The organism is Pseudomonas sp. R3.Fl (assembly GCF_023516765.1).
GTDB lineage: Bacteria > Pseudomonadota > Gammaproteobacteria > Pseudomonadales > Pseudomonadaceae > Pseudomonas > Pseudomonas citronellolis.
In genome coordinates this window covers 1,021,555-1,045,540 of record NZ_JAMGSO010000001.1, presented here as the reverse complement: position 1 = coordinate 1,045,540, position 23,986 = coordinate 1,021,555, and the positions used below count along the sequence as shown (strand labels likewise).

Here is a 23,986-nt window from a genome sequence, read left to right as displayed (position 1 = left end):
TTCAAGCCGCGCTGAACCAGTGCTGCCAGACCAGGCGCGCGGTCAGCGCCAGCACCACCAGGATGAACACCGGGCGGATGAACCTGGCGCCGCCGCCGATGGCGGTGCGCGCACCCAGGTAGGCGCCGACCATCAGCGCGCTGCCCATGCACAGCCCGAGCAACCAGACCACCTGGCCGGAAGCGACGAACACCGCCAGCGCCACAATGTTGCTGACGAAGTTCATGGTGCGCGCCACGCCGCTGGCGCGGACCAGGTCCAGGGGGTACATCAGCAGGCTGCTGACGGTCCAGAAGGCGCCGGTGCCGGGGCCGGCCACGCCGTCGTAGAAGCCCAGGCCCAGGCCTTGCGGCCACTGGCGCTTGCGCCCGACCGGGGCGTCGGCGTCCAGCGGCGCCTTGGGCGTGCCGCCGAAGAGCATGTAGATTCCGCAGGAGAACACCACCACCGGCAACATGCGGTTCAGCCATTCCGCCGGCAGCAGGTGCGCGGCCCAGGCGCCGACGGCCGCGCCTATGGCGGTGGCGAGCAGGCCGTTGCGCCACTTCGCCGGGTGGAACAGCTTGCGCTTGTAGAAGGTATAGCTGGCGGTGGCCGAGCCGAAGGTGGAGCTCAGCTTGTTGGTGCCCAGCGCCAGGTGCGGCGGCACGCCGGCGGTGAGCAGGGCGGGGATGGTCAGCAGGCCGCCGCCGCCGGCGATGGCGTCGATGAAGCCGGCGAGGAAGGCCACGACGGCGAGGATCAGCAGGGTGAGCGGGTCGATGGCCAGCTCGAAGGGGAGGGTGAAGGGCATGAAAAGTACGACCTGGGTTCAAGGCTGCGACGCCACGGCTGGCCGTCGCGTCGAGGGGTGCGCATAATGCCGGCAATTCTACCCGCAAGGAACTGATTCAATGCAGTACGACGGCCTGGCCTGGACGTTCGCGCTGATCGCCCTGCTGGCGCTGCTGGTCGCCGCACGCATCCTCTTCGACCGCCACTGGTTCCTCGGCTGGCTGCGCGGCTGCGCCGGCCTGGCCTTCATCGCCGCCGCGCTGGCGCTGGGTCTGGCGGCCTGGGACCTGCGCAGCTACGACGCGCTGCCCGCCGAGCGGCCGCTGGCGACCCTGAGCTTCCAGCGCCTGGCGCCGCAGCGCTACGAGGTAAAAATCCTCGAAGGCGACCGCGAACGCCGCGTCGAACTGGGCGGCGACCTCTGGCAACTGGACGTGCGCATCATGCAGTGGCGTGGTTTGGCCGCACTGATAGGCCTGGACCCCGGCTACCGCCTGCAGGGCCTGGCCGGCCGCTACCTGGCCATCGAGCAGCAACAGGCTCAGGCCCGGCAGCAGGTGCTGGCGCAAAGCCCCTACGGCTTCGACCTGTGGCGCTGGCTGCGCGACGGCCAGCACGACCTGCTGACCTTCCGGCCGCTGGCGGCGCGGGTGAACTTCCTGCCCATGGCGGACCAGGCGGTCTACAGCGTCCGCCTGGGCCCCGCGGGCCTGGAGGCGGAGCCGGTCAACGCCGCGGCACAGCAGGCGTTGCGGGAGTGGCGGTAGACGGGTCGCACCGGAGCAGCTGTCTTGCCGGTTGCGCCGAGAGGCTTTTCGTAGGATGGGTTGAGTTTACGAAACCCATGCGGTCGTGGTGATGGGTATCGCTCCGCTCAACGCCATCCTACGTCGCCCCACCCGCACCATTCCTCCCCCGTAGGAGCGGACCACCCACGCCATTCCCTTGTAGGAGCGCGCCCTGCGCGCGAAATCGCGGGCAGGGCCCGCTCCTACAGGTCGCCGGGAGGCACGGTATTCCTCCTCCCGGAGCGGACCTTGTCCGCGATAGCCGGACGCCCCGGCGCGATTCGCGGATAAGATCCGCTCCTACGCTGCCCCACCCGCGCCATTCCCTTGTAGGAGGCGTGCATCAACGGATCGCCCAACGAAAAAGGGAGCCCGAAGGCTCCCTTTTTCATTGCGCTTATGCGATCAGGCGAGGAACCCGCCGTCGACGTTCAGCGCCACGCCGGTGGTGTAGCTGGAGGCGCTGCTGGCCAGGTACAGCACGGCGCCGGCCATTTCGCTCGGGTCGGCTACGCGCTTGAGCGGGATGCGCTGCAGGGCGGCGTTGCGGATGCTGTCGTTCTTCACCAGGGCCGAGGCGAACTTAGTGTCGGTCAGGCCCGGCAGCAGGGCGTTGCAGCGGATGCCGAACTGCGCGCATTCCTTGGCGAAGACCTTGGTCATGCTGATCACCGCAGCCTTGGTCACCGAGTAGATGCCCTGGAACTCGCCGGGGCTGACGCCGTTGATCGAGGCGACGTTGATGATGCTGCCGCCGCCGTTCTCCTTCATCAGCTTGCCGCCTTCGATGGACATGAAGTAGTAGCCACGGATGTTCACGTCGACGGTCTTCTGGAAGGCCGACAGGTCGGTGTCCAGCACGTTGCAGAACTGCGGGTTGGTGGCGGCGTTGTTGACCAGGATGTCCAGGCGGCCGAACTGCTCGCGGATCTGCGCGAAGACACTCTGGATCTGCTCCATCTCGCCGATGTGGCAGGCGATGGCGGTGGCCTTGCCGCCGGCGGCATTGATGGCGTCGGCCACTTCCTGGCAGCCCTCGATCTTGCGGCTGGAGACGATCACGTGGGCGCCTTGCTGGGCCAGCAGCTTGGCGATGGCCTCGCCGATGCCGCGGCTGGCGCCGGAAACGAAGGCGATCTTGCCGTCGAGGTCGAACAGGTTGGTCTTGGACATGGGGTTCCCCTTGTTGTGATCGTCGTTACAGGCGCGATTTGCCGATGACCTGCAGGCTCATCTGCTCCAGCAGCTTGTTCATGTGGATGAACTGGGCGAAGCGCTTGTCCTGGGTCTGGCCGTGGAAGTAGCGGTAGTAGATCTGCTGCACGATGCCGGCCAGGCGGAACAGGCCGTAGGTGTAGTAGAAGTCGAGATTGTCGATGCGCGGCAGGCCGGCGCGTTCGGCGTAGTAGTCGGCGAACTGCTGGCGCGTCAGCATGCCCGGCAGGTGGCTCGGCTGGCGGCGCATGAGCTGCACCGGCGCCGGGTCGTCGGCTTCGATCCAGTAGGCGAGGGTGTTGCCCAGGTCCATCAGCGGGTCGCCGATGGTGGTCAGCTCCCAGTCCAGCACGCCGATGATGCGCATCGGGTCCTTGGGGTCGAGGATGACGTTGTCGAAGCGGTAGTCGTTGTGCACGATGCCCGGCTTGGGGTGGTCGGCCGGCATCTTCTCGCGCAGCCAGGCCTTGACCGCTTCCCAGCTCGGCGCGTCGGGGGTCAGGGCCTTCTCGTAGCGGTCGCTCCAGCCTTCGATCTGGCGCTGCACGTAGCCTTCGGGCTTGCCCAGGTCGCCCAGGCCGCAGGCCTGGTAGTCGACGTTGTGCAGTTCCACGAAGCGGTCGATGAAGTTCTTGCACAGGGTGTTGGCCTGCTGCGCGTCGAGCTTGAGCTCCGGCGGCAGGTCGGCGCGCAGGATGATGCCGTTGACGCGCTCCATCACGTAGAACTCGGCGCCGATCACCGACTCGTCGGTGCAGTGCACGTAGGCCTTCGGGCAGTACGGGAAGCCGGCGTTGAGCTGGTTGAGGATGCGGTACTCGCGGCCCATGTCGTGGGCCGACTTGGCCTTGCGGCCGAACGGCGGGCGGCGCAGCACCAGCTCGTGGCTGGGGTATTCCAGCAGGTAGGTCAGGTTCGAGGCGCCGCCAGGGAACTGGCTGATCTTCGGCTCGCCCTGCAGGCCGGGAATGTGGGCCTTCAGGTAGGGATCGATGACCGCGGCGTCGAGCTCTTCGCCTTGGCGGATGCGGGTGGACTGGTCAGTCAGCGACATGCTTATCCCTTTCTTGTAGTCGGTAGCTGCCGGGGCAGCGGCGCCCGGGATCCATCATGCAGGGCAATAATGGTGTCCCGAGATAATTGGTTAATCTAATGCTCGCTTCCTACCCCCACAAGCGCCGCAGGGCGTTATTGGCGAGCGTGTTGGACCCCGATCAGGCTGCCTGATACGCCTTTGCCAGAGCGGCGCGGGCGAAAAAAAACCGGAGCCGCGGGGCCCCGGTTTCTCGTGCCGGCAGGCAGCGCTCCAGGTCAGACCGGGAACAGCTCGCCCAGCTTCATGGCCAGCATCATGTCGCCTTCGGCGCGCAGCTTGCCGGCCATGAAGGCCTGCATGCCGTCGGTTTCGCCGCTGGTGATGCCCTTGAGGGTCTCGCTGTCCATGATCAGGGTGACGTTGGGGTTCGGCGCATCGCCCTGCACGACTTCGCAGGTGCCATCCTTGACCACCAGGTAGTGGTTGTCGCCGTCCTCGATGTTGAACTGGAAGACCAGGTCCAGGCCGGCGGCGGCGCCAGCGTTGAATTTGCTCTTCATGGTGGAGACGATGTCAGCAACGCTCATGGTTCTATCCCTTTTCTAGGTTTTCTCGCGCGCCCGGGGGCGCAATGGGCCGGGCTCATCTATAGGTGATGAGCTCCGGCGCCCTCAACAGTTCCAGGTGCACGTGACTGTTGAAGGAAGCCAGGGACACTTCGTCGCCACGGAACTTCAGGCGGCTGAGCGAAGTGTTGACGATCTGCCAGTTCAGCTCGAAGGCCTTGATCGCCGGCATGCCGACGATCTGCTGGAGCACGGCGGTGATGGTCCCGCCGGAGGTGAACACGGCGATGTTGTCCTTGCCGCTGGCCTGACGCAGCAGGCGCTGCAGGCCGTCGTGCACGGTGTCGAGGAATTCCTGCCAGCTGACCAGGCCGTCCTTGTGGTGCTCGCCGGAAACCCAGCGGGCGATCACGTAGGAGAACAGGCGCTGGAACTCGCCGCGGTGCTGCGTGGCGTTGCGCAGGATGTGCAGGGCCTGGGGCTCGTGCTGCAGCAGGTCGTCGAGGTGGGCGCGGATCACCGCGTCGGCCTCGAACTCGTTGAAGGCGGCGTCGATCTCCAGCTCCGGCACGTCGAGCCCGGCTTCGCGCATGCGTCCCAGGGCTTCGCTGGCGGTGTGGCGCTGGCGCTGCAGGTCGCCGGCCAGGCAGCGGTCCAGGCGCAGGCCCAGGCCCGCCAGGTGTTCGCCCAGGACCTGGGCCTGGCGCACGCCGGTCGTCGAGAGCACGTCGTAGTCGTCGGCGCCGAACGAAGCCTGGCCATGTCGAATCAGATAGATGCTGCCCACGCACGGACCTCGGCAGGGGGAAAGTTCCGGCGAGGGTATGAGGAAGGCCCAGGGCTGTCAACGAAAAAACATACGCTTGTTTGAATGCTATTCCCAACGCTGATGAAGGCGTTCGCCAGCGCTGGCTGCGGCCCGGCGGGCTGGGTATGCTTGCGGGATTCCCCGGCCCGGTCGGCGGGCGGGGCACAGGTTGATAGGGGGAAGTGTGGAGTTTCTTCTGGATTACGCGGGTTTCCTGGCCAGGACCTTCACCGTGCTGGTGGCGGTGCTGGTGGTGCTGGTGGTGGTCGCCGCCCTGCGCGGCCGCGGGCGGCGCAGCTCGGGCCATCTGGAAGTGCGCAAGCTCAACGACTTCTACAAGGAGCTGCGTGAGCGCCTGCAGGGCAGCGTGCTCGACAAGGACAAGCTCAAGGCCCTGCGCAAGTCCGAGCACAAGGCCGCCAAGCAGGCGAAGAAGGCCGGCGCGCAGAAGAGCCGCGTCTACGTGCTGGACTTCGATGGCGACATCAAGGCCTCGGCCACCGAACACCTGCGCAACGAGATCACCGCGCTGCTCAGCCTGGCCACGCCCAAGGACGAAGTGGTGCTGCGCCTGGAAAGCGGCGGCGGCATGGTCCACAGCTACGGCCTGGCCGCCTCGCAGCTGGCGCGCATCCGCCAGGCCGGCGTGCCGCTGACCGTGTGCGTCGACAAGATCGCCGCCAGCGGCGGCTACATGATGGCCTGCATCGGCGAGCGCATCCTGTCCGCACCCTTCGCCATCCTCGGTTCCATCGGCGTGGTGGCGCAGCTGCCCAACGTGCACCGCCTGCTGAAGCGGCACGACATCGACTTCGAGGTGCTCACCGCCGGCGAGTACAAGCGCACCCTGACGGTGTTCGGCGAGAACACCGACAAGGGCCGCGAGAAGTTCCAGGAGGACCTGGAGTCCACCCACGAGCTGTTCAAGGGCTTCGTCGCCCACTACCGGCCGAAGCTCGCCATCGAGGAAATCGCCACTGGCGAGGTCTGGCTGGGCCAGGCGGCGCTGGGGCGCAAGCTGGTGGACGAGCTGAAGACCAGCGACGAGTACCTGGCCGAACGCGCCCGCGAGTCGGACGTCTACCACTTGCAGTACGTACAGAAGAAAAGCGTCCAGGAGCGCCTGGGCGTGGGCGCCAGCACGGTGATCGACCGCGTGCTGCTGAGCTGGTGGGAGCGCCTGGGGCGCAGCCGTTACTGGCAATGATTCCGGCGCGGGCGCAGGGGCGTCCGTGCGGCAGGCTTTGCAGAAGGAGAGCGTGATGAGTGCATTCAAGGCCCTCTGGGTTACCGAATCCCCGCATGGCATCTACGAGCAGCAGGTGGTCGAGCGCGATACCAGCCAGCTGCCGGCCGGCGAGGTGCTGATCCGGGTGCGGTATTCGTCGCTGAACTACAAGGATGCGTTGTCGGCCAGCGGCAACCGGGGCGTGACCCGCAAGTACCCGCACACCCCCGGCATCGATGCCGCTGGGGTGGTGGAGGAGTCCTCGGTGGGCGAATTCGTCGCCGGCGACGAGGTGATAGTCACCGGCTACGACCTGGGGATGAACACCCCGGGCGGCTTCGGCCAGTACATCCGCGTGCCGGCCGCCTGGGTGATCAAGCGCCCGCAGGGCCTGAGCCTGCGCGAGGCGATGATTCTCGGCACCGCCGGCCTGACCGCGGCGCTGTGCGTCGACAAGCTGGAGCAGGCCGGGGTGACCCCGGCCTCCGGCCCGGTGCTGGTCACCGGCGCCAGCGGCGGCGTCGGCAGCATCGCGGTGATGCTGCTGGCCCAGCTGGGCTACAGCGTGGCGGCCTCCACCGGCAAGCTGGAGCAGGCCGAGTTCCTCAACGGCCTGGGCGCGCGGCAGATCATCGACCGCGCCACCGTCGCCGACGGCGTCGACAAGCCGCTGCTCAAGGAGCAGTGGGCCGGCGCGGTGGACACGGTCGGCGGCGACATCCTGTTCAACGTGGTCAAGTCGCTGCAGTACGGCGGCAGCGTGGCCTGCTGCGGGCTGACCGCCGGCGCCGCGTTCAAGGCCACGGTGCTGCCGTTCATCCTGCGCGGGGTGAACCTGCTGGGCGTGGACTCGGTGGAGCTGCCGCTGGTGGTCAAGGCGTCCATGTGGGACAAGCTCTCGCTGCAGTGGAAGCTGCCGCGCCTGGAGGAGCTGGTGCGCGAAATCCGCCTCGACGACCTGTCCACCGCCATCCACCAGATCCTCGCCGGCAAGCTGGTCGGCCGGCTGCTGGTGAACCTCGACTGATGCCCGCGCCGGGACCGAGCGCTCAGCCCAGCTCCGGCAGCAGGTAACCCTCCCACAGCGTGTCGGCGAACTGCTCGCGGAAGAACCCGAAGTGGCCGATGCGTTTCACGCCCAGCTGTTCCGGAGCGATGCGCCGGCTCACCTTGGGCGCGCTGCGGTAGAAGCCGAGCAGGGCCTCGGTGCTGCGCTGGGACATCATCTCGTCGTCGGTGAACGACAGCGACACGATGGGCGTGTGCACCGCCGAATAGCGGATGCGCATCTGCTCCCCCTCGCCCAGGGCGTACTGCGGGTGCAGGCACCAGCGCCGCCATTGCTCGATCACCCCGCGCGGCAGGTCGCCGACGATGCCCAGGCGGCGGCCCGGGAAGTAGCCCAGCAGCGGCGTGACGGTCGGCGCGATGAAGTGCCAGAGTAGCCAGGCGCGGCCGCGCAGGCCGGCCGTGTTGTCGCGCCAGTAGCCGCTGCCGCTGGCGATGCTGAAGGCCCGGGTGATGCGCGCACGGCCGTCGACGAAGGGCAGGATCTGCCCGCCCAGGCTGTGGCCGATCCAGTACAGCGGCTTGTCCTGCGCGGCCTCGGCCACCGCCGCGAGCACGGCGCTGCAGTCGTGGCGGCCCCAGTCGACGACGTTCGCCTTCACTTCCCGCAAGGGGCCGCTGCGCGACCGGCCCATGCCCTGGTAATCGAAGGTCACGACCAGATAGCCACGCTCGGCCAGCCAGTTGGCGAAGGCGCCGTAGAAGCGCTGCTCGACGCCCATCGCCGGGACGATCAGGGCGGCGCCGAGCATCTCGCCCGGCGGCCGGTACCAGTGGCTGGCCAGGCGCTGGCCGTGGCCGTTGTCGATCTCGCGGGGCTGCGGGGTGGTCATGCTGCATGCTCCTGGGGCTGGCCGGTCAGGCCGCGTGGATTCGAGTTGAAGAATGGCGGCGTGTCAGGGCAGTATACGAAGGCTAGAAATTAATTCTAGAAAAATATTCTAGAAGCGATCCGCACAAGGAACCCCATGGGCCGAGCCTCCCGCAAAGACGACATCCTCCAGGCTGCGCTGGCCTGCTTCAGCGAATCCGGGGTGGATGCCACCACCATCGAGATGATCCGCGACCGCTCCGGCGCCAGCATCGGCAGCCTGTACCACCACTTCGGCAACCGCGAGCGGATCATCGGCGCGCTCTACCTGGAAGGCATCGGCCAGTACGCGGCCCTGCTCGACGCCGGGCTGCGCGAGGGCATGAGCGCCGAGGCCACGGTCAGGCTGTTCGTCACCTGCTACATCGACTGGGTGGTGGCACACCCGGACTGGGCCCGCTTCATCCTGCACAACCGCGGCCGGGTGGAGGCGGGGGAGATGGGCGAACAGCTGCGCGAAGCCAACCGCCAGCAGGGCCGGCGCATCGCCGAGCTGCTGGCGGTGCATCGCCAGGCCGGCGCCTTCCGCGAAATGCCCTTCGAGCTGTTCAACTCGGTGGTGATAGGCCCCACCCACGACTACGTGCGCAACTGGCTGGCCGGACGGACGCGGGTGGAACTGGCGGATTGCCGGGACCTGCTGGCGCAGATCGCCTGGGAGAGTGTGAGGGCGTAGGGCGCATAGCCGTTCGTGGTTATGCGCCGTTGGCCGTGCCACCGGGGTGGCCGGTGAATCCAATCGTGTACGGAGTCCGCTCCTTGCGCCGAGGTGCTCTCCATAGGATGGGTTGAGCTTGCGAAACCCATCGGGCCATGGCGATGGGTATCGCTTCGCTCAACGCCATCCTACGAAAAGCTGCGCTTCCTGGAACCGTAGGAGCGGACTCTGTCCGCGATCCGGCGGATAACGCCGACGGTCGGGGATCAAGAGCGCCCTCACCCCAGCCCTCTCCCGCAAGCGGAGAGGGGGCCATTCGTGCCACCGGAGTGTCCGGCGGGGGCGTTGAGTCCAAATCGCGGACAAAGTCCGCTCCTACGCCCGTGCTTCCCTGTAACCGTAGGAGCGGACTCTGTCCGCGATTCGGACTTCCAGAGAAACCTCCGAGCGCACCGAAACGCCCCTTCAGAAGGCCGAGCGAAACCCGCGCTCAGTAGGTCATGCAACATGGATGTCGCGAGAGCCCCGATGGGCTACAGGGACGTACGCTCGGGGGGGGACGCCTAGTTCGGGCCTCCGTGGCGGGGGAGTTCGTGAGGGTAGCCCGGCTTTATCGGGCCCGTATGTTGGGGCAAGCCTTTTTGGTTCCTTTTGTGGCGTTTGACAAAAGGGACTCGCCCGAGGGGGCGAAACAAGAAACATCCGAACACTCGGTGCGGCGCGCTACACCAAGCCCCCAAGTCTCTGGATTCCCGCGTTCGCGGGAATGACGGGGGTGGAGATCGGAGCGCGGGATAAAGGTTCGCGAGCAAGCTCGCTCCTACGAGAAGCAGGACCCCGACCCAACGAAAAAGCCCCGCCAAGGCGGGGCTTTTTCATGTCACTACCGATCAGGCCAACTGCCGCCGGCGGAACAGTGGCTGCGGCTGGGTCACCGAGGTCTGGTAGACCTCGCTGAAGTCATCCAGGCTGGCCAGCGCGTCATGCGGATCGCGGTCCGCACGAATGGCGTAGGCGTCGAAACCGCAGCTTTGCATATAGAACAGCTGGTCACGCAGCACGTCGCCGATGGCGCGCACCTCGCCCTTGTAGCCGTAGCGCTCGCGCAGCAGGCGCGCGGTGCTGAAGCCGCGGCCGTCGGTGAAGGCCGGGAAGTTCACCGCGATCACCTGGAACCTGTCCAGGTCCCCGGCGATGGCTTCGGGCTCCTCGTCGGAGTCCAGCCACACGCCCAGGCCGCCGTCGCGGCCGCGCAGGGCCGGGCCGTGTTCCAGCCACAGGGCCAGCGGGATGATCACGTCGTCGCTGTTGGGCACGCTCTCCAGGGTGGCGTCCTTGGGCAGCAGGTGCCAGCGGTCGTCGACCACTTCGCGGTGCTTAATGATTCGCTGCATATACGCGCTCCTTGAAGGGGTCGATGCCGATGCGGCGGTAGGTATCGAGGAAGCGTTCCTCTTCGGTGCGCCGTTCGACGTAGACCTTGATCAGCTTCTCGATCACGTCGGCCATCTGGTCCTGGGCGAAGGACGGGCCGAGGATCTGCGCCAGGCTGGCTTCGCGGCCGGCGCTGCCGCCGAGGGACACCTGGTAGAACTCCTCGCCCTTCTTGTCCACCCCGAGGATGCCGATGTGGCCCACGTGGTGGTGGCCGCAGGCATTCATGCAGCCGGAGATGTTGAGGTCGATGTCGCCGATGTCGAACAGGTAGTCGAGGTCGTCGAAGCGGCGCTGGATGGCTTCGGCCACCGGGATCGACTTGGCGTTGGCCAGGGAGCAGAAGTCGCCGCCCGGGCAGCAGATGATGTCGGTCAGCAGGCCCACGTTGGGGCTGGCGAAGCCCAGCTCGCGCAGTTCGCCCCAGAGGGTGAACAGCTGCGCCTGCTCGACGTCGGCGAGGATGATGTTCTGGTTATGGCTGTTGCGCACCTCGCCGAAGCTGTAGCGGTCGGCCAGCTCGGCGATGGCGTCCAGTTGCTTGTCGGTCACGTCGCCCGGGGCGGTGCCGGTGGGCTTGAGCGACAGGGTCACGGCGACGTAGCCGGGCTTCTTGTGGGCGAAGGTGTTGCGCTCGCGCCAGCGGGCGAAGCCGGGGTGCTCGGCGTCCAGGGCGGCGAGGGCGGTGTCCTGGTCTTCCAGGGCCTTGTAGGCCGGGTCGACGAAGAACGCGGAAACGCGCTGCACTTCCGCGTCGGTCAGGGTGCTGGGGCCGTCCTTGAGGTGCGCCCATTCGGCGTTGACCTTCTCGGCGAAGACTTCCGGGGTCAGCGCCTTGACCAGGATCTTGATGCGCGCCTTGAACTTGTTGTCGCGGCGGCCGTAGCGGTTGTACACGCGCAGGATGGCATCCAGGTACGACAGCAGGTGCTTCCAGGGCAGGAATTCATTGATGAAGCTGCCGACGATCGGGGTACGGCCCAGGCCGCCGCCGACCAGCACGCGGAAGCCCAGCTCGCCGGCCTCGTTCTTCACCGCTTCCAGGCCGATGTCGTGCACCTCGATGGCGGCGCGGTCGCTCGCGGCGCCGTTGACGGCGATCTTGAACTTGCGCGGCAGGTGGGCGAATTCGGGGTGGAAGGTCGACCACTGGCGGATGATCTCGCACCAGGGGCGCGGGTCCACCAGCTCGTCGCGGGCGATGCCGGCGAACTGGTCGGTGGTGGTGTTGCGGATGCAGTTGCCGCTGGTCTGGATCGCGTGCATCTGCACGGTGGCCAGCTCGGCGAGGATGTCCGGTACATCCTCCAGCGCCGGCCAGTTGAACTGCACGTTCTGCCGGGTGCTGATGTGGGCGTAGCCCTTGTCGTAGTCGCGGGCGATCTGCGCCAGCTTGCGCAGCTGCCGGGAGGCGAGCAGGCCATAGGGTACGGCGATACGCAGCATCGGCGCATAGCGCTGGATGTACAGGCCGTTCTGCAGACGCAGCGGGCGGAATTCCTCGCCGGTCAGTTCGCCCGCCAGGTAGCGGCGGGTCTGATCGCGGAACTGCTTGACGCGATCCTCTACGATCCTCTGATCGTATTCGTCGTATACGTACATGAAAAATCCTGCTGTCAGGCTATAGCGCTCGGGCGTACTACGCTTCCGAGCGCGCACGGCAACGCGCTCCACGCGGAGTGGCGGGCAAGATACCAGTTAGGGAATATGCGTAAAAGTGAAGTTTGAGTATATGGCGAGAACTTTCTGATATAAGCGCGGCATCCGTGGGAACCTTCTCCACCCACCGGCGCCGCGCCAGGGCTTGCGGCGCCTGGCCGCAGGCCCTCGCGGCAGGTCCTCAGCCTTCGCGGCCGTGGGCCTGGGCGCCCAGCTGAGCGGCATCGACGCGGACGAAAATGGAGTCGCCGATGGCGGTCAGCACGTCGCCGGCGTACACCTCGCAGATGATCCGGCTCTTGCGTCCCAGCTCGCCCTCCACGTGCGCGCGCAGGGTCAGCGGCACGCCCATCGGGGTGGGCTTGATGAACTTGATGCCGAGGTTGCCGGTGACGCAGTCCAGGCGCGGCAGGCTGCCCGGCTCGCGGCCTTCGGCGCGGTAGTGGTAGGCCATCGCCGTCCAGTTCGAGTGGCAGTCCACCAGCATGGCGATCAGGCCGCCGTAGACCAGTTCCGGCCAGCCGGTGTACTTGGCCTCGGGCAGGTGCTTGGCCATCACGTGGATGCCATCCTCGTGCCAGTAGCTCTTGATGTGCAGGCCGTGGGGGTTGCTGCCGCCGCAGCCGTAGCAGATGCCTTCGGGCGCGGCGCGGTCTTGCAGGGAAAGATTGTCCATGGGGAGCCTTGTTCTTGTCGCGGAAACGGCCCCAGCCTAGCCGGTTTCGCCGCCCTCATGAAGGGCCGCGCCTTGTCGCTGCCCGTGCCCTGGTCTTAACTGCTGGTGGGTCCACCGAAAACAGCAATAACAAATGGGGGAAACATGAGCGAAGAATCCCGTAACGAGAACCGCGACAGCGTGGTCGATGCCCGTGCGGCTTTCATCATCATCCTGCTGGTGGTGGCTACGGCGATATTCTGGGTGAGCCATCAATAATTTCGTTCCACCGGTCAGGGGTGGGCGAACACAATGAAGGCAAATGGCTATACTTCGCCGGCTTCCGGTCGGTGGGGTGTGGGTTCTTGAGTCTTCTGTGCAGGTCCTGGTTGCTGGTCGTCGGTCTGTCGCTGTCGTTGGGCTGCCAGGCGGCGTCGGTGGTGTTCCTCAACCCGGGGCGGTCCAACGAGCCCTATTGGCTCAGCTATAGCCGTTTCATGCAGGCCGCCGCCGGCGACCTGGGCATGCCGCTGCGCGTGCTCTACGCCGAGCGCGACCCGCAACGCTCCCTGCAGCAGGCGCGCGAGCTTTTGCGCGACGGCCAGTTGCCCGACTACCTGGTGTTCACCAACGAGGGCTACATCGGCCCGGAACTGCTGCGCCTGTTCGCCGATACCCCGGTGCGCCTGTTCGCCGTGAACAACATGCTGACCACCGACCAGCAGCGCATCGTCGGCGGCAGTCGCGAGCGCTACCGCAACTGGATCGGCAGCCTGGTGGCCAACGAGGAGGAGGCGGGCTACCTGATGGCCCACCGCCTGCTCAAGGCCGGCGCGGCGGTGGGGCAGGGACTGGACCTGCTGGCCTTCTCCGGGCTGGCCCAGGCGCCGGTGGCGCAGCTGCGCGAGCAGGGCATGCGCCGGGCCCTGGCCGACTTCCCGCGGGCCCGTCTGCTGCAGGTGGTCTATGGCGGCTGGGACCGCCAGCGCGCCTATGAGCAGGCGCAGCAACTGCTGCGGCGCTATCCGCAGGTGCGGCTGGTGTGGTCGGCCAACGACGAGATGGCCTTCGGCGCGATGAAGGCGGCCAGCGAGGCGGGGCGCGTGCCGGGCCGCGACATGCTGTTCAGCGGCCTGAACAATTCCTCGGAGATGCTCGACGCGGTGATCGACGGCCGCATCAGCGTGGCCATGAGCGGCCACTTCACCCTCGGCGGCTGGGCCATGGTGTTGCTGCACGACTACGACGCCGGCGTGGACTTCGCCGCCCATGGCGGCAAGGACCGCCAGTTGCCGGTGTTCATCCTGCTGGACAAGCGCCGCGCGCAGAAACTGCGCGCCAACCTGGAACGCCCCGGCTATGGCCTGGACTTCCGCGACTTCAGCCTGGCCCTGCACCCGAAGCAGAAGGCCTACCGCTTCTCCCTGCAGCCGCTGCTGGACTAGACGCCGGCCAAGTGCAGCACCAGGCGCACCAGGGCATAGAGCAACAGGACGAAGACCAGGGTGAAGCCCACGCCGAGAACGATGAAGTGGCTGGGCTTGCCGTGGGTGAAGTCGCGGGCGCGGTTCTTCCCGCTCTGCACGCCGAAGGCGGCGGCCAGCACGCTTTGCAGCATCTGCCAGAAGCTCGGCGGGCGGTTCTGCGGATCGTCGTTCATGAAAGCCTCCTTTGCTGTGGGACAAGCATAGCCGGCCTCAGAGTTCTATTTGCGTCCACTGGCGCTTCTGCCACATCACCGCGAAGATCGCCGAGGCCAGGCCGCGCTGGATGATCTGCATGCTCCAGATCGCCAGCAGGCCGCCGCCCAGCACCGGGCCGACCAGGTAGGCCAGGGGCAGGAAGAACAGCCACTGGTTGCCCAGGCTGACGGCCATCACCGTGCGCGTGGCGCCGGCGCCGAGCAGCGCCTGGGTCAGCACCAGGGCGGTGGCGTCGATGACCATGCCCAGGCCGGTGAACATCAGCGGCACGCGGCCCAGCTCGATCAGCGCCGGGTCGCTGACGAACAGCCGCAGGATCGCCTCGGGGAACATCCAGAACGGCGTGCCCAGCAGCGCCAGGCCGCAGGCGGCGACCTTGACCACGTCCCAGCCCCAGCGGTGGGCGCTGTCGAAGTCGCGCTCGCCCATGCACTGGCTGACCAGGGTGGTGGCGGCCATGCCCAGGCCGATGCCGGGCAGGATCAGGAACAGCGCCAGGTTGATCAGCACGTGGGCCACCGCCAACTCGCGGGTGCCGACCTGGGCGATGATCCAGAACAGCAGGGTGATGCCGGCGGCGAAGAAGAACTGCTGCAGCGAGTTGGGCAGCGACAGGCGCAGCATCACGCGGATTTCCCGCTCGCTCGGGCGGCGCGCGAGGAAGCCGTGCCGGCGGGCGTCGCGCCAGGTGATCCAGGCGTAGATCGCCGAGCCCAGGTACAGCGCCAGGGTGGTGCCCAGGCCGCTGCCCACCGCGCCCATGCGCGGCAGGCCGAACAGGCCGTGGATCAGGCTGTAGCTGATGGCGGCGTTGGCCAGGTGCATGACCACCAGGGTGCGCATGTAGGTGCCCGAGCGCCGGGTGCCGTTCCAGTAGCCGCGGAAGGAGAAGTTCAGGCCCACGGCCAGCACCGAGAGCGTGCGCCACTCGAAGTAGGGCACGCCGATGGCCAGCACCTCGGGGTCGGGCGACAGCAGGCTGACGATGGGTCTGGCGAACAGCAGGCAGGCCAGGCTGATCGGCAGGGCCAGGCCCAGGGCCACCAGCAGCCCGCAGTTCAGCGGCGCGGCCAGGTCGCCGTCGCGGCCCTGGCCGCGGCGCCGCGCCACCAGCGCCTGGACGCCGGCGCCCAGGCCCATGACCAGGGAAATGGCGACGAAGTTGGCGTAGCTGCCGATGCCCACACCGGCCAGGGACTTTTCCCCGAGGTGGCCGACCATGGCGGCATCCACCAGGTTGAGCAGGCTCTGGCTGAGCATGCCGCCGATGATCGGCAGCCCCAGGCAGAGGATATTGCGAAGGCGCTCGCGCTCTAGCATGGCGTCCCCGAACTGCAGGTGATCCGGCGATTGTTGGTCGAGGGCGGCGGCGTGCCGGTGACCGCGCCCCTCACGGCAAAGCCTAGCGTAACGGGCGCGGCGTTGCCCGTGCGGTCGTCGGTTGCGGTGATTTGTAGGAGCGGGCCCTGCCCGCGAAATCGCGCGCAGGGCGCGCTCCTACATGGGAATGGCGTGGGTGGGGCAGCGTAGGAGCGGATCTCATCCGCGAATCGCGCCGACACGTCCGGTTATCGCGGACAAGGTCCGCTCCTACGGGAGGAGGAATACCTTGGCTCCCGGCGAACTGTAGGAGCGGGCCCTGCCCGCGAAATCGCGCGCAGGGCGCGCTCCTACATGGAATGGCGCGGGTGGGGCGGCGTAGGAGCGGATCTCATCCGCGAATCGCGCCGGGATGTCCGGCTATCGCGGACAAGGTCCGCTCCTACGGGGAAACGCCATGCCTCACGGTGGATTGTAGGAGCGGGCCCTGCCCGCGAATCGCGTGCAGGGGAATGGCGTGGGTGGGGCAGCGTAGGAGCGGACTCCGTTTGCGATTCCGTCAGTCGAGCAACCCGTGCCAGCAGTCGCTCAGCTCGCCGAGCTCGGAGGAGGTGCACCAGGCCTGGCTCTGCAGCCACTGGCGGACGGTTTCGCGGTCGGCTTCGTCGAGGCTGCCGACGGCGTTCAGGCACAGGTAGCCGGTGAACTCGCCGTCCTCGGTGGCGCCGCCGACGAACAGCCAGCCCTGGGATTCGACGAAGGCGATCCACTGGTCGAGCACTTCGTCCAGGTCGCCGCTGTAGTTCACTTCCAGGCTGAAGCCCAGTTCCTTGAACTCGGCCAGGCGCAGTTTCTTGCGCAGGCGGCGCTTGCGCGGTTTTTCCATCTGTTCGGGGGAGAGGTATTTCATTTTTTCGCTCCTGGAAGGCGGATCAGGCGTCGTAGCCCAGGTTCGGCGACAGCCAGCGTTCGCTGACCGCCACGTCCTGGCCCTTGCGGGCGCTGTAGGCGTCGATCTGGTCCTTGTCGACCTTGCCCACGGCGAAGTACTGCGCCTGCGGATGCGCGAAGTACCAGCCGCTGACCGCGGCCGCCGGGAACATGGCGTAGTGTTCGGTGAGGGTGACGCCGGACAGGCCCTTGGGGTCCAGCAGCTGGAACAACGTGCCTTTCTCGGTGTGGTCCGGGCAGGCCGGGTAGCCGGGGGCCGGGCGGATGCCGACGTACTGCTCGCGGATCAGCGCGTCGTTGTCCAGGTGTTCTTCGGGCTGGTAGCCCCAGTATTCCTTGCGCACGCGCTCGTGCAGCCATTCGGCGCAGGCCTCGGCGAGGCGGTCGGCCAGGGCCTTGACCATGATCGCGTTGTAGTCGTCGCCCTGGGCCTCGTAGGCCTTGGCCACTTCCTCGGCGCCGATGCCGGCGGTGGTGATGAAGCCGCCGACGTAGTCCTTGATGCCGCTGCCCTTCGGCGCGACGAAGTCGGCCAGGCTGAAGTTCGGCTTGCCGTCGGGCTTGATTGTCTGCTGGCGCAGGTGGTGCAGGGTGGCCAGCTTGTGGCCGTCCTCGGCGTACACCTCCAGGTCGTCGTGGTTGACCTGGTTGGCCGGCCAGAAGCCGAACACGGCGCGCGCCTTGATCAGCTTGCCGTCGATCAGCTTGCGCAGGATGTCCTGGGCGTCGTTGAACAGGCTGGTGGCGGCTTCGCCGACCACTTCGTCGCTGAGGATGCGCGGGTACTTGCCGGCCAGGTTCCAGGAGACGAAGAAGGGCGTCCAGTCGATGTACTCGGCCAGCACGTTCAGGTCGATGTCCTCCAGCACCTTCACGCCGGTGAAGGTGGGCACCGGCGGCTGGTAGCCGGCCCAGTCGAACTGCGGCTTGGCGGCGATGGCCGCCGCGTAGCTCAGGCGCTCGGTGCGGGCGCTGCGGTTGGCGGTGCGCTCGCGGACCTCGGCGTACTCCTCGCGCAGCTTGCGCGCGTAGTCGGGCTTCATTTCCTTCGACAGCAGGGTGGTGGCCACGCCCACCGCGCGCGAGGCGTCGGTGACGTAGACCACCGCGTCGTTGTTGTACTGCGGGTCGATCTTCACCGCGGTGTGCGCCTTGGAGGTGGTGGCGCCGCCGATCATCAGCGGCAGGCTGAAGTTCTGCCGCTGCATTTCCTTGGCGACGTGGACCATCTCGTCCAGCGACGGCGTGATCAGCCCGGACAGGCCGATGATGTCGCACTTCTCGGCGATGGCGGTCTGCAGGATCTTCTCCGCCGGCACCATCACGCCGAGGTCGACGATGTCGTAGCCGTTGCAGCCCAGCACCACGCCGACGATGTTCTTGCCGATGTCGTGCACGTCGCCCTTCACCGTGGCCATGAGGATCTTGCCCTTGGCCTCGGGCTTGTCGCCTTTCTCCGCCTCGATGAAGGGGATCAGGTGGGCCACCGCCTGCTTCATCACGCGGGCGGATTTCACCACCTGCGGGAGGAACATCTTGCCCGAGCCGAACAGGTCGCCGACCACGTTCATGCCGCTCATCAGCGGGCCCTCGATGACCTCGATGGGCCGCGCGCACTGCTGCCGGCACTCCTCGGTGTCTTCGACGATGAAGGCGGTGATGCCCTTGACCAGCGCGTGTTCCAGGCGCTTGTCCACCGGCAGCGCGCGCCATTCCTCGTCCTCGACTTCCTTGGCGGCGCCGTCGCCCTTGTACTTGTCGGCGATCGCCAGCAGGGCCTCGGTGCCTTCCGGGGTACGGTTGAGGATCACGTCCTCCACCGCGTCACGCAGCTCCTTCGGGATCTCGTCGTAGATCTCCAGCTGGCCGGCGTTGACGATGCCCATGGTCAGGCCGTTCTTGATGGCGTAGTAGAGGAACACCGAGTGGATGGCCTCGCGCACCGGGTTGTTGCCGCGGAACGAGAAGGACACGTTGGACACCCCGCCCGAGCTCAGCGCGTAGGGCAGGTTGTCGCGGATGTAGGCGCAGGCGTTGATGAAGTCGACCGCGTAGTTGTTGTGTTCCTCGATGCCGGTGGCCACCGCGAAGATGTTGGCGTCGAAGATGATGTCTTCCGGCGGGAAGCCCACTTCGTTGACCAGGATGTCGTAGCTGCGCTGGCAGATTTCTTCCTTGCGCGCCTGGGTGTCGGCCTGGCCGGCCTCGTCGAAGGCCATCACCACCACCGCCGCGCCGTAGCGCTTGCACAGCCGGGCGTGGTGCTTGAATTGCTCGACGCCTTCCTTCATGGAGATGGAGTTGACGATGCCCTTGCCCTGGATGCACTTGAGGCCCGCCTCGATCACTTCCCACTTGGAGGAGTCGATCATGATCGGCACGCGGGAGATGTCCGGCTCGCCGGCGATGAGGTTGAGGAACTTCACCATCGCCGCCTTGGAGTCGAGCATGCCCTCGTCCATGTTGATGTCGATCACCTGGGCGCCGGCTTCCACCTGCTGCAGGGCGACTTCCAGGGCCTCGGTGTAGTTCTCCTCGCGGATCAGCCGGGCGAACTTGGCCGAGCCGGTGATGTTGGTGCGCTCGCCGACGTTCACGAACAGCGAGCTGCGGTCGATGGTGAACGGCTCAAGACCGGACAGGCGGCAGGCCCTGGGGATTTCCGGGATCACCCGCGGCGGGTACTTGGCCACCGCCTCGGCGATGGCCTGGATGTGCGCCGGGGTGGTGCCGCAGCAGCCGCCGATGATGTTGAGGAAGCCGCTGGCGGCGAACTCCTCGACCACCTCGGCCATTTCCGCCGGGGTCTCGTCGTATTCGCCGAAGGCGTTCGGCAGGCCGGCGTTGGGGTGCGCGGAGACGTGGGTCCCGGCCTTGTTCGCCAGCTCTTCCAGGTAGGGGCGCAGGTCCTTGGCGCCGAGGGCGCAGTTCAGGCCCACGGAAATTGGCCTGGCGTGACGCACCGAGTTCCAGAAGGCCTCGGTGGTCTGCCCCGACAGGGTGCGGCCGGAGGCGTCGGTGATGGTGCCGGAGATCATGATCGGCAGCTCGAAGCCGAGCTCGTCATAGACGCCCTGCACGGCGAAGATCGCCGCCTTGGCGTTGAGGGTGTCGAAGATGGTCTCGATCAGGATCAGGTCGGCGCCGCCCTCGATCAGGCCGCGGGTGGCCTCGGTGTAGTTCTCCACCAGCTCGTCGAAGGTGACGTTGCGGTAGCCCGGGTCGTTGACGTCCGGGGAGATCGAACAGGTGCGGCTGGTCGGGCCCAGCACGCCGGCGACGAAGCGCGGCCGGTCGGGTGTCTCGGCGGTCTTGGCGTCGGCCACTTCGCGGGCCAGGCGCGCGCCTTCGACGTTCAGCTCGTAGACCAGTTCTTCCATGCCGTAGTCGGCCTGGGACACCTGGGTGGCGTTGAAGGTGTTGGTCTCGAGGATGTCGGCGCCGGCGTCCAGGTAGGCTTTCTCGATGGCCTGGATGACGTCCGGGCGGCTGAGCAGCAGCAGGTCGTTGTTGCCCTTCACGTCGCTCGGCCAGTCGGCGAAGCGCTCGCCGCGGTAGTCCTCTTCCTGCAGCTTGTAGCTCTGGATCATGGTGCCCATGCCGCCGTCGAGGATCAGGATGCGCTCCTTCAGGGCTTTCTGCAGGGCTTGCTGGCGGGCGGCACGATCGGACATGGGAACTACCTGGAAACGGCTGTGGCAAAGGGTCGCTGATGATAGCAAACCTGCAGGGGATTTGAGCTGACCGGGCTTTTACATGAGCGCAGTTCATGTTGTACCGGCCATCGGTTGGCCGCAAAAGCCCGCGGAGCCGCTAGAATCCGCCTATTCACGAGGTAGGGAGTTACCGATGTCCTTGCGCGCATCCTTTGCGTTGACCATTGCGTTCATGCTGCTTTCAGCCGTTGCCCAGGCAGCCGGCATTTCCTACAGCAAGGACATACAGCCGATCTTCACCGACAAGTGCGTGGCCTGCCACGCCTGCTACGACTCGCCGTGCCAGCTCAACCTGAGCGCCGCCGAGGGCGCCCAGCGCGGCGCCAACAAGCTGCCGGTGTACGACGGCACGCGCACCAAGGCCCAGGAAACCACGCGCCTGTTCCTCGATGCCCACGGCGCCGACGCCTGGCGGCGCAAGGACTTCTGGTCGGTGCTGGACGCCCGCGGCGGCCAGGCGGCGCTGATGCAGCGCATGCTCGACCTCGGCCAGGCCCACCCGCTGGTGCCCAACGCGAAGATCCCCGAGGGCCTGGACCTGTCGATCAACCGCAGCAACCAGTGCCCGACGCCGGACAGCATCGACGAGTTCGTGCAGAAGAACCCGCGCAGCGGCATGCCCTTCGCCGTCACCGGCCTCAGCGCCCAGCAGTACGCCACCCTGAAGCGATGGCTGGCCGAGGGCGCGCCGGTGGACGAGCAGGCCTGGCAGCCCAGCGCCGGCGAGGCGCGGCAGATCGCCGAATGGGAGCGCTTCCTGAACCAGCCCGGCGCCCGCGAGAGCCTGGTTTCGCGCTGGCTCTACGAGCACCTGTTCCTCGCCCACCTGTATTTCGAAGAGCAGGGCGCGCCGGGGCACTTCTTCCAACTGGTGCGCTCGCGCACGCCCAGCGGCCAGCCCATCGACCCCATCGCCACGCGGCGGCCCAACGACGACCCCGGGGCGGCCTTCTACTACCGCCTGTGGCCGATCCAGGGCGTGATCGTGCACAAGACGCACATCACCTACCCGCTGAGCCCGGCCAAGCTGGCGCATACCCGCGAGCTGTTCTTCGCCGACGCCTGGGCGGCCGACAAGGTGCCCGGCTACGGCCTGCAGCACCGCGCCAACCCCTTCGAGACCTTCGCCGCTATCCCGGCGCGGGCGCGCTACCAGTTCATGCTGGACAACGCCGAGTACTTCGTCCGCACCTTCATCCGCGGCCCGGTGTGCCGCGGGCAGATCGCCACCGACGTGATCCGCGACAACTTCTGGGCGATCTTCCAGGATCCGGCCCACGACCTCTACGTCACCGACCCGGCGTACCGGGCCAAGGCCACGCCGCTGCTGGGCCTGCCCGGGCAGATCGACGACATGGGCCAGATGCTCCAGCAATGGACCAGCTACCGCGACAAGCGCAACGAATACGAGGCGCTGCGCCTGGACGCCTACGAAGAGGCCGCGGCGCCGACCTGGGCGGACATCTGGCGCGGCAACGACAACGCGCTGCTGTCGATCTTCCGCCAGTACGACAGCGCCTCGGTGCGCAAGGGCCTGATCGGCGGCGTCCCGCAGACGCTGTGGTGGATGGACTACCCGCTGCTGGAGCGCACCTACTACCAGTTGGTGGTCAACTTCGACGTCTACGGCAACGTCTCGCACCAGGCGCAGACGCGCCTGTACTTCGACCTGATCCGCAATGGCGCCGAGCAGAACTTCCTGCGCCTGATGCCGGTGGCCGCGCGCAAGCACCTGCTCGACGACTGGTACCAGAACAGCGGCCGGCTGAAGATGTGGCTGGACTACCAGAACCTCGACAACGACGCGCCCACCGGCCTGGACCTGCCGGAGAAGGGCGCCAAGAACGCCTTCGCCGTGCAGTTGCTGAGCCGCTACGCCAGCCTCGATGCGCGGCCCGACCCGATCAACCTGTGCCAGGACGGCGGCTGCTACCGGCGCAGCGTCCCGCGCCCGCTGCAGGACGCCGAGCAGGCCTTCAGCCGCCTGGTCAGCCGCCCGGCGGCGGGGCTGAAGGTGATCGAGCAATTCCCCGAGGCGACCATCCTGCGCGTCGAGCTGCCCGGCGGGAAACGCGAGATCTACACGGCGCTGCGTAACCGCGCGCACAGCAACGTCGCCTTCATGCTCGGCGAGTCGCTGCGCTACCAGCCGGGGCTGGACACCCTGACCATCTACCCGGGCGTGCTCTCCAGCTACCCGAACTTCATGTTCGACCTCAAGGCGGAGGAGGCCGGCGACTTCGTCTCGGCGCTGGAGCGCGTGCAGAGCCAGGAAGACTTCGACAAGGTGGTGGAACGCTGGGGTATCCGCCGCAGTAACCCGCAGTTCTGGCGCTACTTCCACGACCTCGACGCCTACCTGCGCGAGACCGAGCCGGTGGAGGCGGGCATCCTCGACATGAACCGCTACGAGAACCTCTGACGGCTGACCCTGTGGGAGCGAGCTTGCTCGCGAACCCAAGCCCGCAGCGGGGTTGTTCGCGAGCAAGCTCGCTCCTACAGGGAGGGGCATCCGGCCAACTGCGAATTATTCCTACTAAATTGGTAGGGCTTTATCCGGGGCGGGCGAATGGCGTAAACTGCCTCCACGTTTGCGAGGAGTTGCCATGAGCGCCATCACCATTACCGAAGCTGCCCAGGATTACCTGGCCGAACTGCTGGTCAAGCAGGACACCCCCGGGATCGGCATTCGCATCTTCATCACCCAGCCGGGCACCCAGTACGCGGAAACCTGCATCGCCTACTGCAAGCCGGGCGAGCAGAAGCCGGAAGACACCCCGATCGGCCTGAAGGACTTCACCGCCTGGGTCGACGGCATCAGCGAGCCCTTCCTGGAAGACGCCGTCGTCGACTACGCCACCGACCGCATGGGCGGCCAGCTGACCATCAAGGCGCCGAACGCCAAGGTGCCGATGGTCAACGAGGACAGCCCGATCACCGAACGCATCAACTACTACCTGCAGACCGAGATCAACCCCGGCCTGGCCAGCCATGGCGGCCAGGTGAGCCTGGTCGACGTGGTCGAGGACAACATCGCCGTGCTGCGCTTCGGCGGCGGCTGCCAGGGCTGCGGCATGGTCGACATGACCCTCAAGGACGGCGTCGAGAAGACCCTGATCGAACGCATCCCGGAACTGAAGGGCGTGCGCGACGTCACCGACCACAGCAACAAGGAAAACGCCTACTACTGAGTGGTGGGTGTTTCGGCAAAACAGCCGCCCTTCGGGGCGGCTTTTTTGTGCGCGTGGTTCCGCGAATCGCGCCGGAATGGCCGGCTATCGCGGACAAGGTCCGCTCCTACGGGGGAGAAATACCGTGCCCCCGGCGACCTGTAGGAGCGGGCCCTGCCCGCGATTCGCGCGCAGGGCGCGCTCCTACAAGGGAATGGTGCGGGTGGGGCGGCGTAGGAGCGGATCTCATCCGCGAATCGCGCCGGGATGTCCGGCCATCGCGGACAAGGTCCGCTCCTACGGGGGAGGAATACCGTGGCTCCCGGTAACCTGTAGGAGCGGGCCCTGCCCGCGAATCGCGCGCAG

At 67.0% G+C, this 23,986-nt stretch carries 20 protein-coding genes; 7 read left to right on the top strand and 13 right to left on the bottom strand.

Translation table 11 applies throughout. From position 1 onward, the window contains the following. Position 1 precedes the first annotated feature (1 nt). On the bottom strand, positions 2 to 793 hold the full coding sequence (locus tag M8R19_RS04210; RefSeq protein ID WP_249917112.1) for a TSUP family transporter: 792 nt from the start codon (positions 791 to 793) through the stop codon (positions 2 to 4). Between the two features lie 100 nt (positions 794 to 893). On the opposite strand from M8R19_RS04210, the gene M8R19_RS04205 reads away from it, so the two are divergent. Further along, positions 894 to 1,541, top strand: coding sequence for a hypothetical protein (locus M8R19_RS04205; RefSeq protein ID WP_043315348.1), 648 nt, complete (start codon positions 894 to 896; stop codon positions 1,539 to 1,541). A 426-nt stretch (positions 1,542 to 1,967) separates the two neighbouring features. Here M8R19_RS04205 and M8R19_RS04200 read toward each other — a convergent pair whose 3' ends face one another. The 4 genes from M8R19_RS04200 to M8R19_RS04185 all read right to left on the bottom strand — a co-directional run bounded on the left by M8R19_RS04200 (position 1,968) and on the right by M8R19_RS04185 (position 5,166). Then, complete coding sequence (locus M8R19_RS04200) at positions 1,968 to 2,735, bottom strand: SDR family oxidoreductase (protein ID WP_116423828.1); 768 nt, start codon at positions 2,733 to 2,735, stop codon at positions 1,968 to 1,970. Positions 2,736 to 2,760: 25 nt separating this feature from the next. Continuing rightward, a complete protein-coding gene (locus M8R19_RS04195) occupies positions 2,761 to 3,831 on the bottom strand; it encodes a phosphotransferase family protein (RefSeq protein ID WP_009619226.1) in 1,071 nt (356 codons plus the stop codon). A 257-nt stretch (positions 3,832 to 4,088) separates the two neighbouring features. Continuing rightward, positions 4,089 to 4,400: an SCP2 sterol-binding domain-containing protein gene (locus M8R19_RS04190; protein ID WP_009619228.1), complete on the bottom strand. Its 312-nt coding sequence runs from the start codon at positions 4,398 to 4,400 to the stop codon at positions 4,089 to 4,091. Between the two features lie 55 nt (positions 4,401 to 4,455). Next, positions 4,456 to 5,166 (bottom strand): histidine phosphatase family protein, encoded by a 711-nt coding sequence (locus tag M8R19_RS04185; protein ID WP_249917111.1) that lies wholly within the window; start codon positions 5,164 to 5,166, stop codon positions 4,456 to 4,458. Between the two features lie 205 nt (positions 5,167 to 5,371). Here M8R19_RS04185 and sohB point away from each other — a divergent pair, with 205 nt between their 5' ends. Together sohB and M8R19_RS04175 are read left to right on the top strand one after the other, a co-directional pair. Then, positions 5,372 to 6,394 (top strand): protease SohB, encoded by a 1,023-nt coding sequence (gene sohB, locus M8R19_RS04180; RefSeq protein ID WP_074983680.1) that lies wholly within the window; start codon positions 5,372 to 5,374, stop codon positions 6,392 to 6,394. A gap of 55 nt (positions 6,395 to 6,449) precedes the next feature. Then, positions 6,450 to 7,442, top strand: a complete 993-nt coding sequence (locus tag M8R19_RS04175; protein WP_074983683.1) for a YhdH/YhfP family quinone oxidoreductase — start codon at positions 6,450 to 6,452, stop codon at positions 7,440 to 7,442. A gap of 22 nt (positions 7,443 to 7,464) precedes the next feature. On the opposite strand, the gene M8R19_RS04170 is transcribed toward M8R19_RS04175, so the two are convergent. Further along, a complete protein-coding gene (locus M8R19_RS04170; protein WP_249917110.1) occupies positions 7,465 to 8,316 on the bottom strand; it encodes an alpha/beta hydrolase family protein in 852 nt (283 codons plus the stop codon). Positions 8,317 to 8,451: 135 nt separating this feature from the next. Here M8R19_RS04170 and M8R19_RS04165 point away from each other — a divergent pair, with 135 nt between their 5' ends. Further along, positions 8,452 to 9,030, top strand: a complete 579-nt coding sequence (locus M8R19_RS04165; RefSeq protein ID WP_249917109.1) for a TetR/AcrR family transcriptional regulator — start codon at positions 8,452 to 8,454, stop codon at positions 9,028 to 9,030. A gap of 872 nt (positions 9,031 to 9,902) precedes the next feature. On the opposite strand, the gene M8R19_RS04160 is transcribed toward M8R19_RS04165, so the two are convergent. From M8R19_RS04160 to M8R19_RS04150, 3 genes are all read right to left on the bottom strand, one after another. Continuing rightward, the gene (locus tag M8R19_RS04160) at positions 9,903 to 10,406 is read right to left on the bottom strand and encodes a DUF934 domain-containing protein (RefSeq protein ID WP_074983691.1); all 504 of its coding nucleotides are present in this window, start codon (positions 10,404 to 10,406) and stop codon (positions 9,903 to 9,905) included. Continuing rightward, entirely contained in the window at positions 10,390 to 12,048 is a 1,659-nt protein-coding gene (locus M8R19_RS04155) for a nitrite/sulfite reductase (RefSeq protein WP_249917108.1), read from the bottom strand. Before M8R19_RS04155 ends, M8R19_RS04160 begins: the two co-directional genes overlap by 17 nt. A 238-nt stretch (positions 12,049 to 12,286) precedes the next feature. Next, entirely contained in the window at positions 12,287 to 12,781 is a 495-nt protein-coding gene (locus M8R19_RS04150) for a PaaI family thioesterase (RefSeq protein WP_058489119.1), read from the bottom strand. 344 nt (positions 12,782 to 13,125) lie between these two features. On the opposite strand from M8R19_RS04150, the gene M8R19_RS04145 reads away from it, so the two are divergent. After that, positions 13,126 to 14,205, top strand: coding sequence for an ABC transporter substrate-binding protein (locus tag M8R19_RS04145; protein ID WP_249917107.1), 1,080 nt, complete (start codon positions 13,126 to 13,128; stop codon positions 14,203 to 14,205). On the opposite strand, the gene M8R19_RS04140 is transcribed toward M8R19_RS04145, so the two are convergent. The 4 genes from M8R19_RS04140 to metH all read right to left on the bottom strand — a co-directional run bounded on the left by M8R19_RS04140 (position 14,202) and on the right by metH (position 20,408). Then, entirely contained in the window at positions 14,202 to 14,420 is a 219-nt protein-coding gene (locus M8R19_RS04140) for a DUF2970 domain-containing protein (protein WP_009619245.1), read from the bottom strand. The two genes, M8R19_RS04145 and M8R19_RS04140, sit on opposite strands and share 4 nt — an antisense overlap. Before the next feature lie 37 nt (positions 14,421 to 14,457). Continuing rightward, complete coding sequence (locus M8R19_RS04135; protein ID WP_074983699.1) at positions 14,458 to 15,783, bottom strand: MATE family efflux transporter; 1,326 nt, start codon at positions 15,781 to 15,783, stop codon at positions 14,458 to 14,460. Positions 15,784 to 16,342: 559 nt separating this feature from the next. After that, positions 16,343 to 16,693, bottom strand: a complete 351-nt coding sequence (locus M8R19_RS04130; RefSeq protein ID WP_074983702.1) for a 50S ribosome-binding protein YggL — start codon at positions 16,691 to 16,693, stop codon at positions 16,343 to 16,345. 22 nt (positions 16,694 to 16,715) lie between these two features. After that, entirely contained in the window at positions 16,716 to 20,408 is a 3,693-nt protein-coding gene (gene metH, locus M8R19_RS04125; protein WP_249917106.1) for a methionine synthase, read from the bottom strand. A 175-nt stretch (positions 20,409 to 20,583) separates the two neighbouring features. On the opposite strand from metH, the gene M8R19_RS04120 reads away from it, so the two are divergent. Together M8R19_RS04120 and nfuA are read left to right on the top strand one after the other, a co-directional pair. Then, positions 20,584 to 22,872 (top strand): fatty acid cis/trans isomerase, encoded by a 2,289-nt coding sequence (locus M8R19_RS04120; RefSeq protein WP_249917105.1) that lies wholly within the window; start codon positions 20,584 to 20,586, stop codon positions 22,870 to 22,872. A gap of 184 nt (positions 22,873 to 23,056) precedes the next feature. Then, positions 23,057 to 23,641 (top strand): Fe-S biogenesis protein NfuA, encoded by a 585-nt coding sequence (nfuA, locus tag M8R19_RS04115; protein ID WP_074983710.1) that lies wholly within the window; start codon positions 23,057 to 23,059, stop codon positions 23,639 to 23,641. Positions 23,642 to 23,986 lie beyond the last annotated feature (345 nt).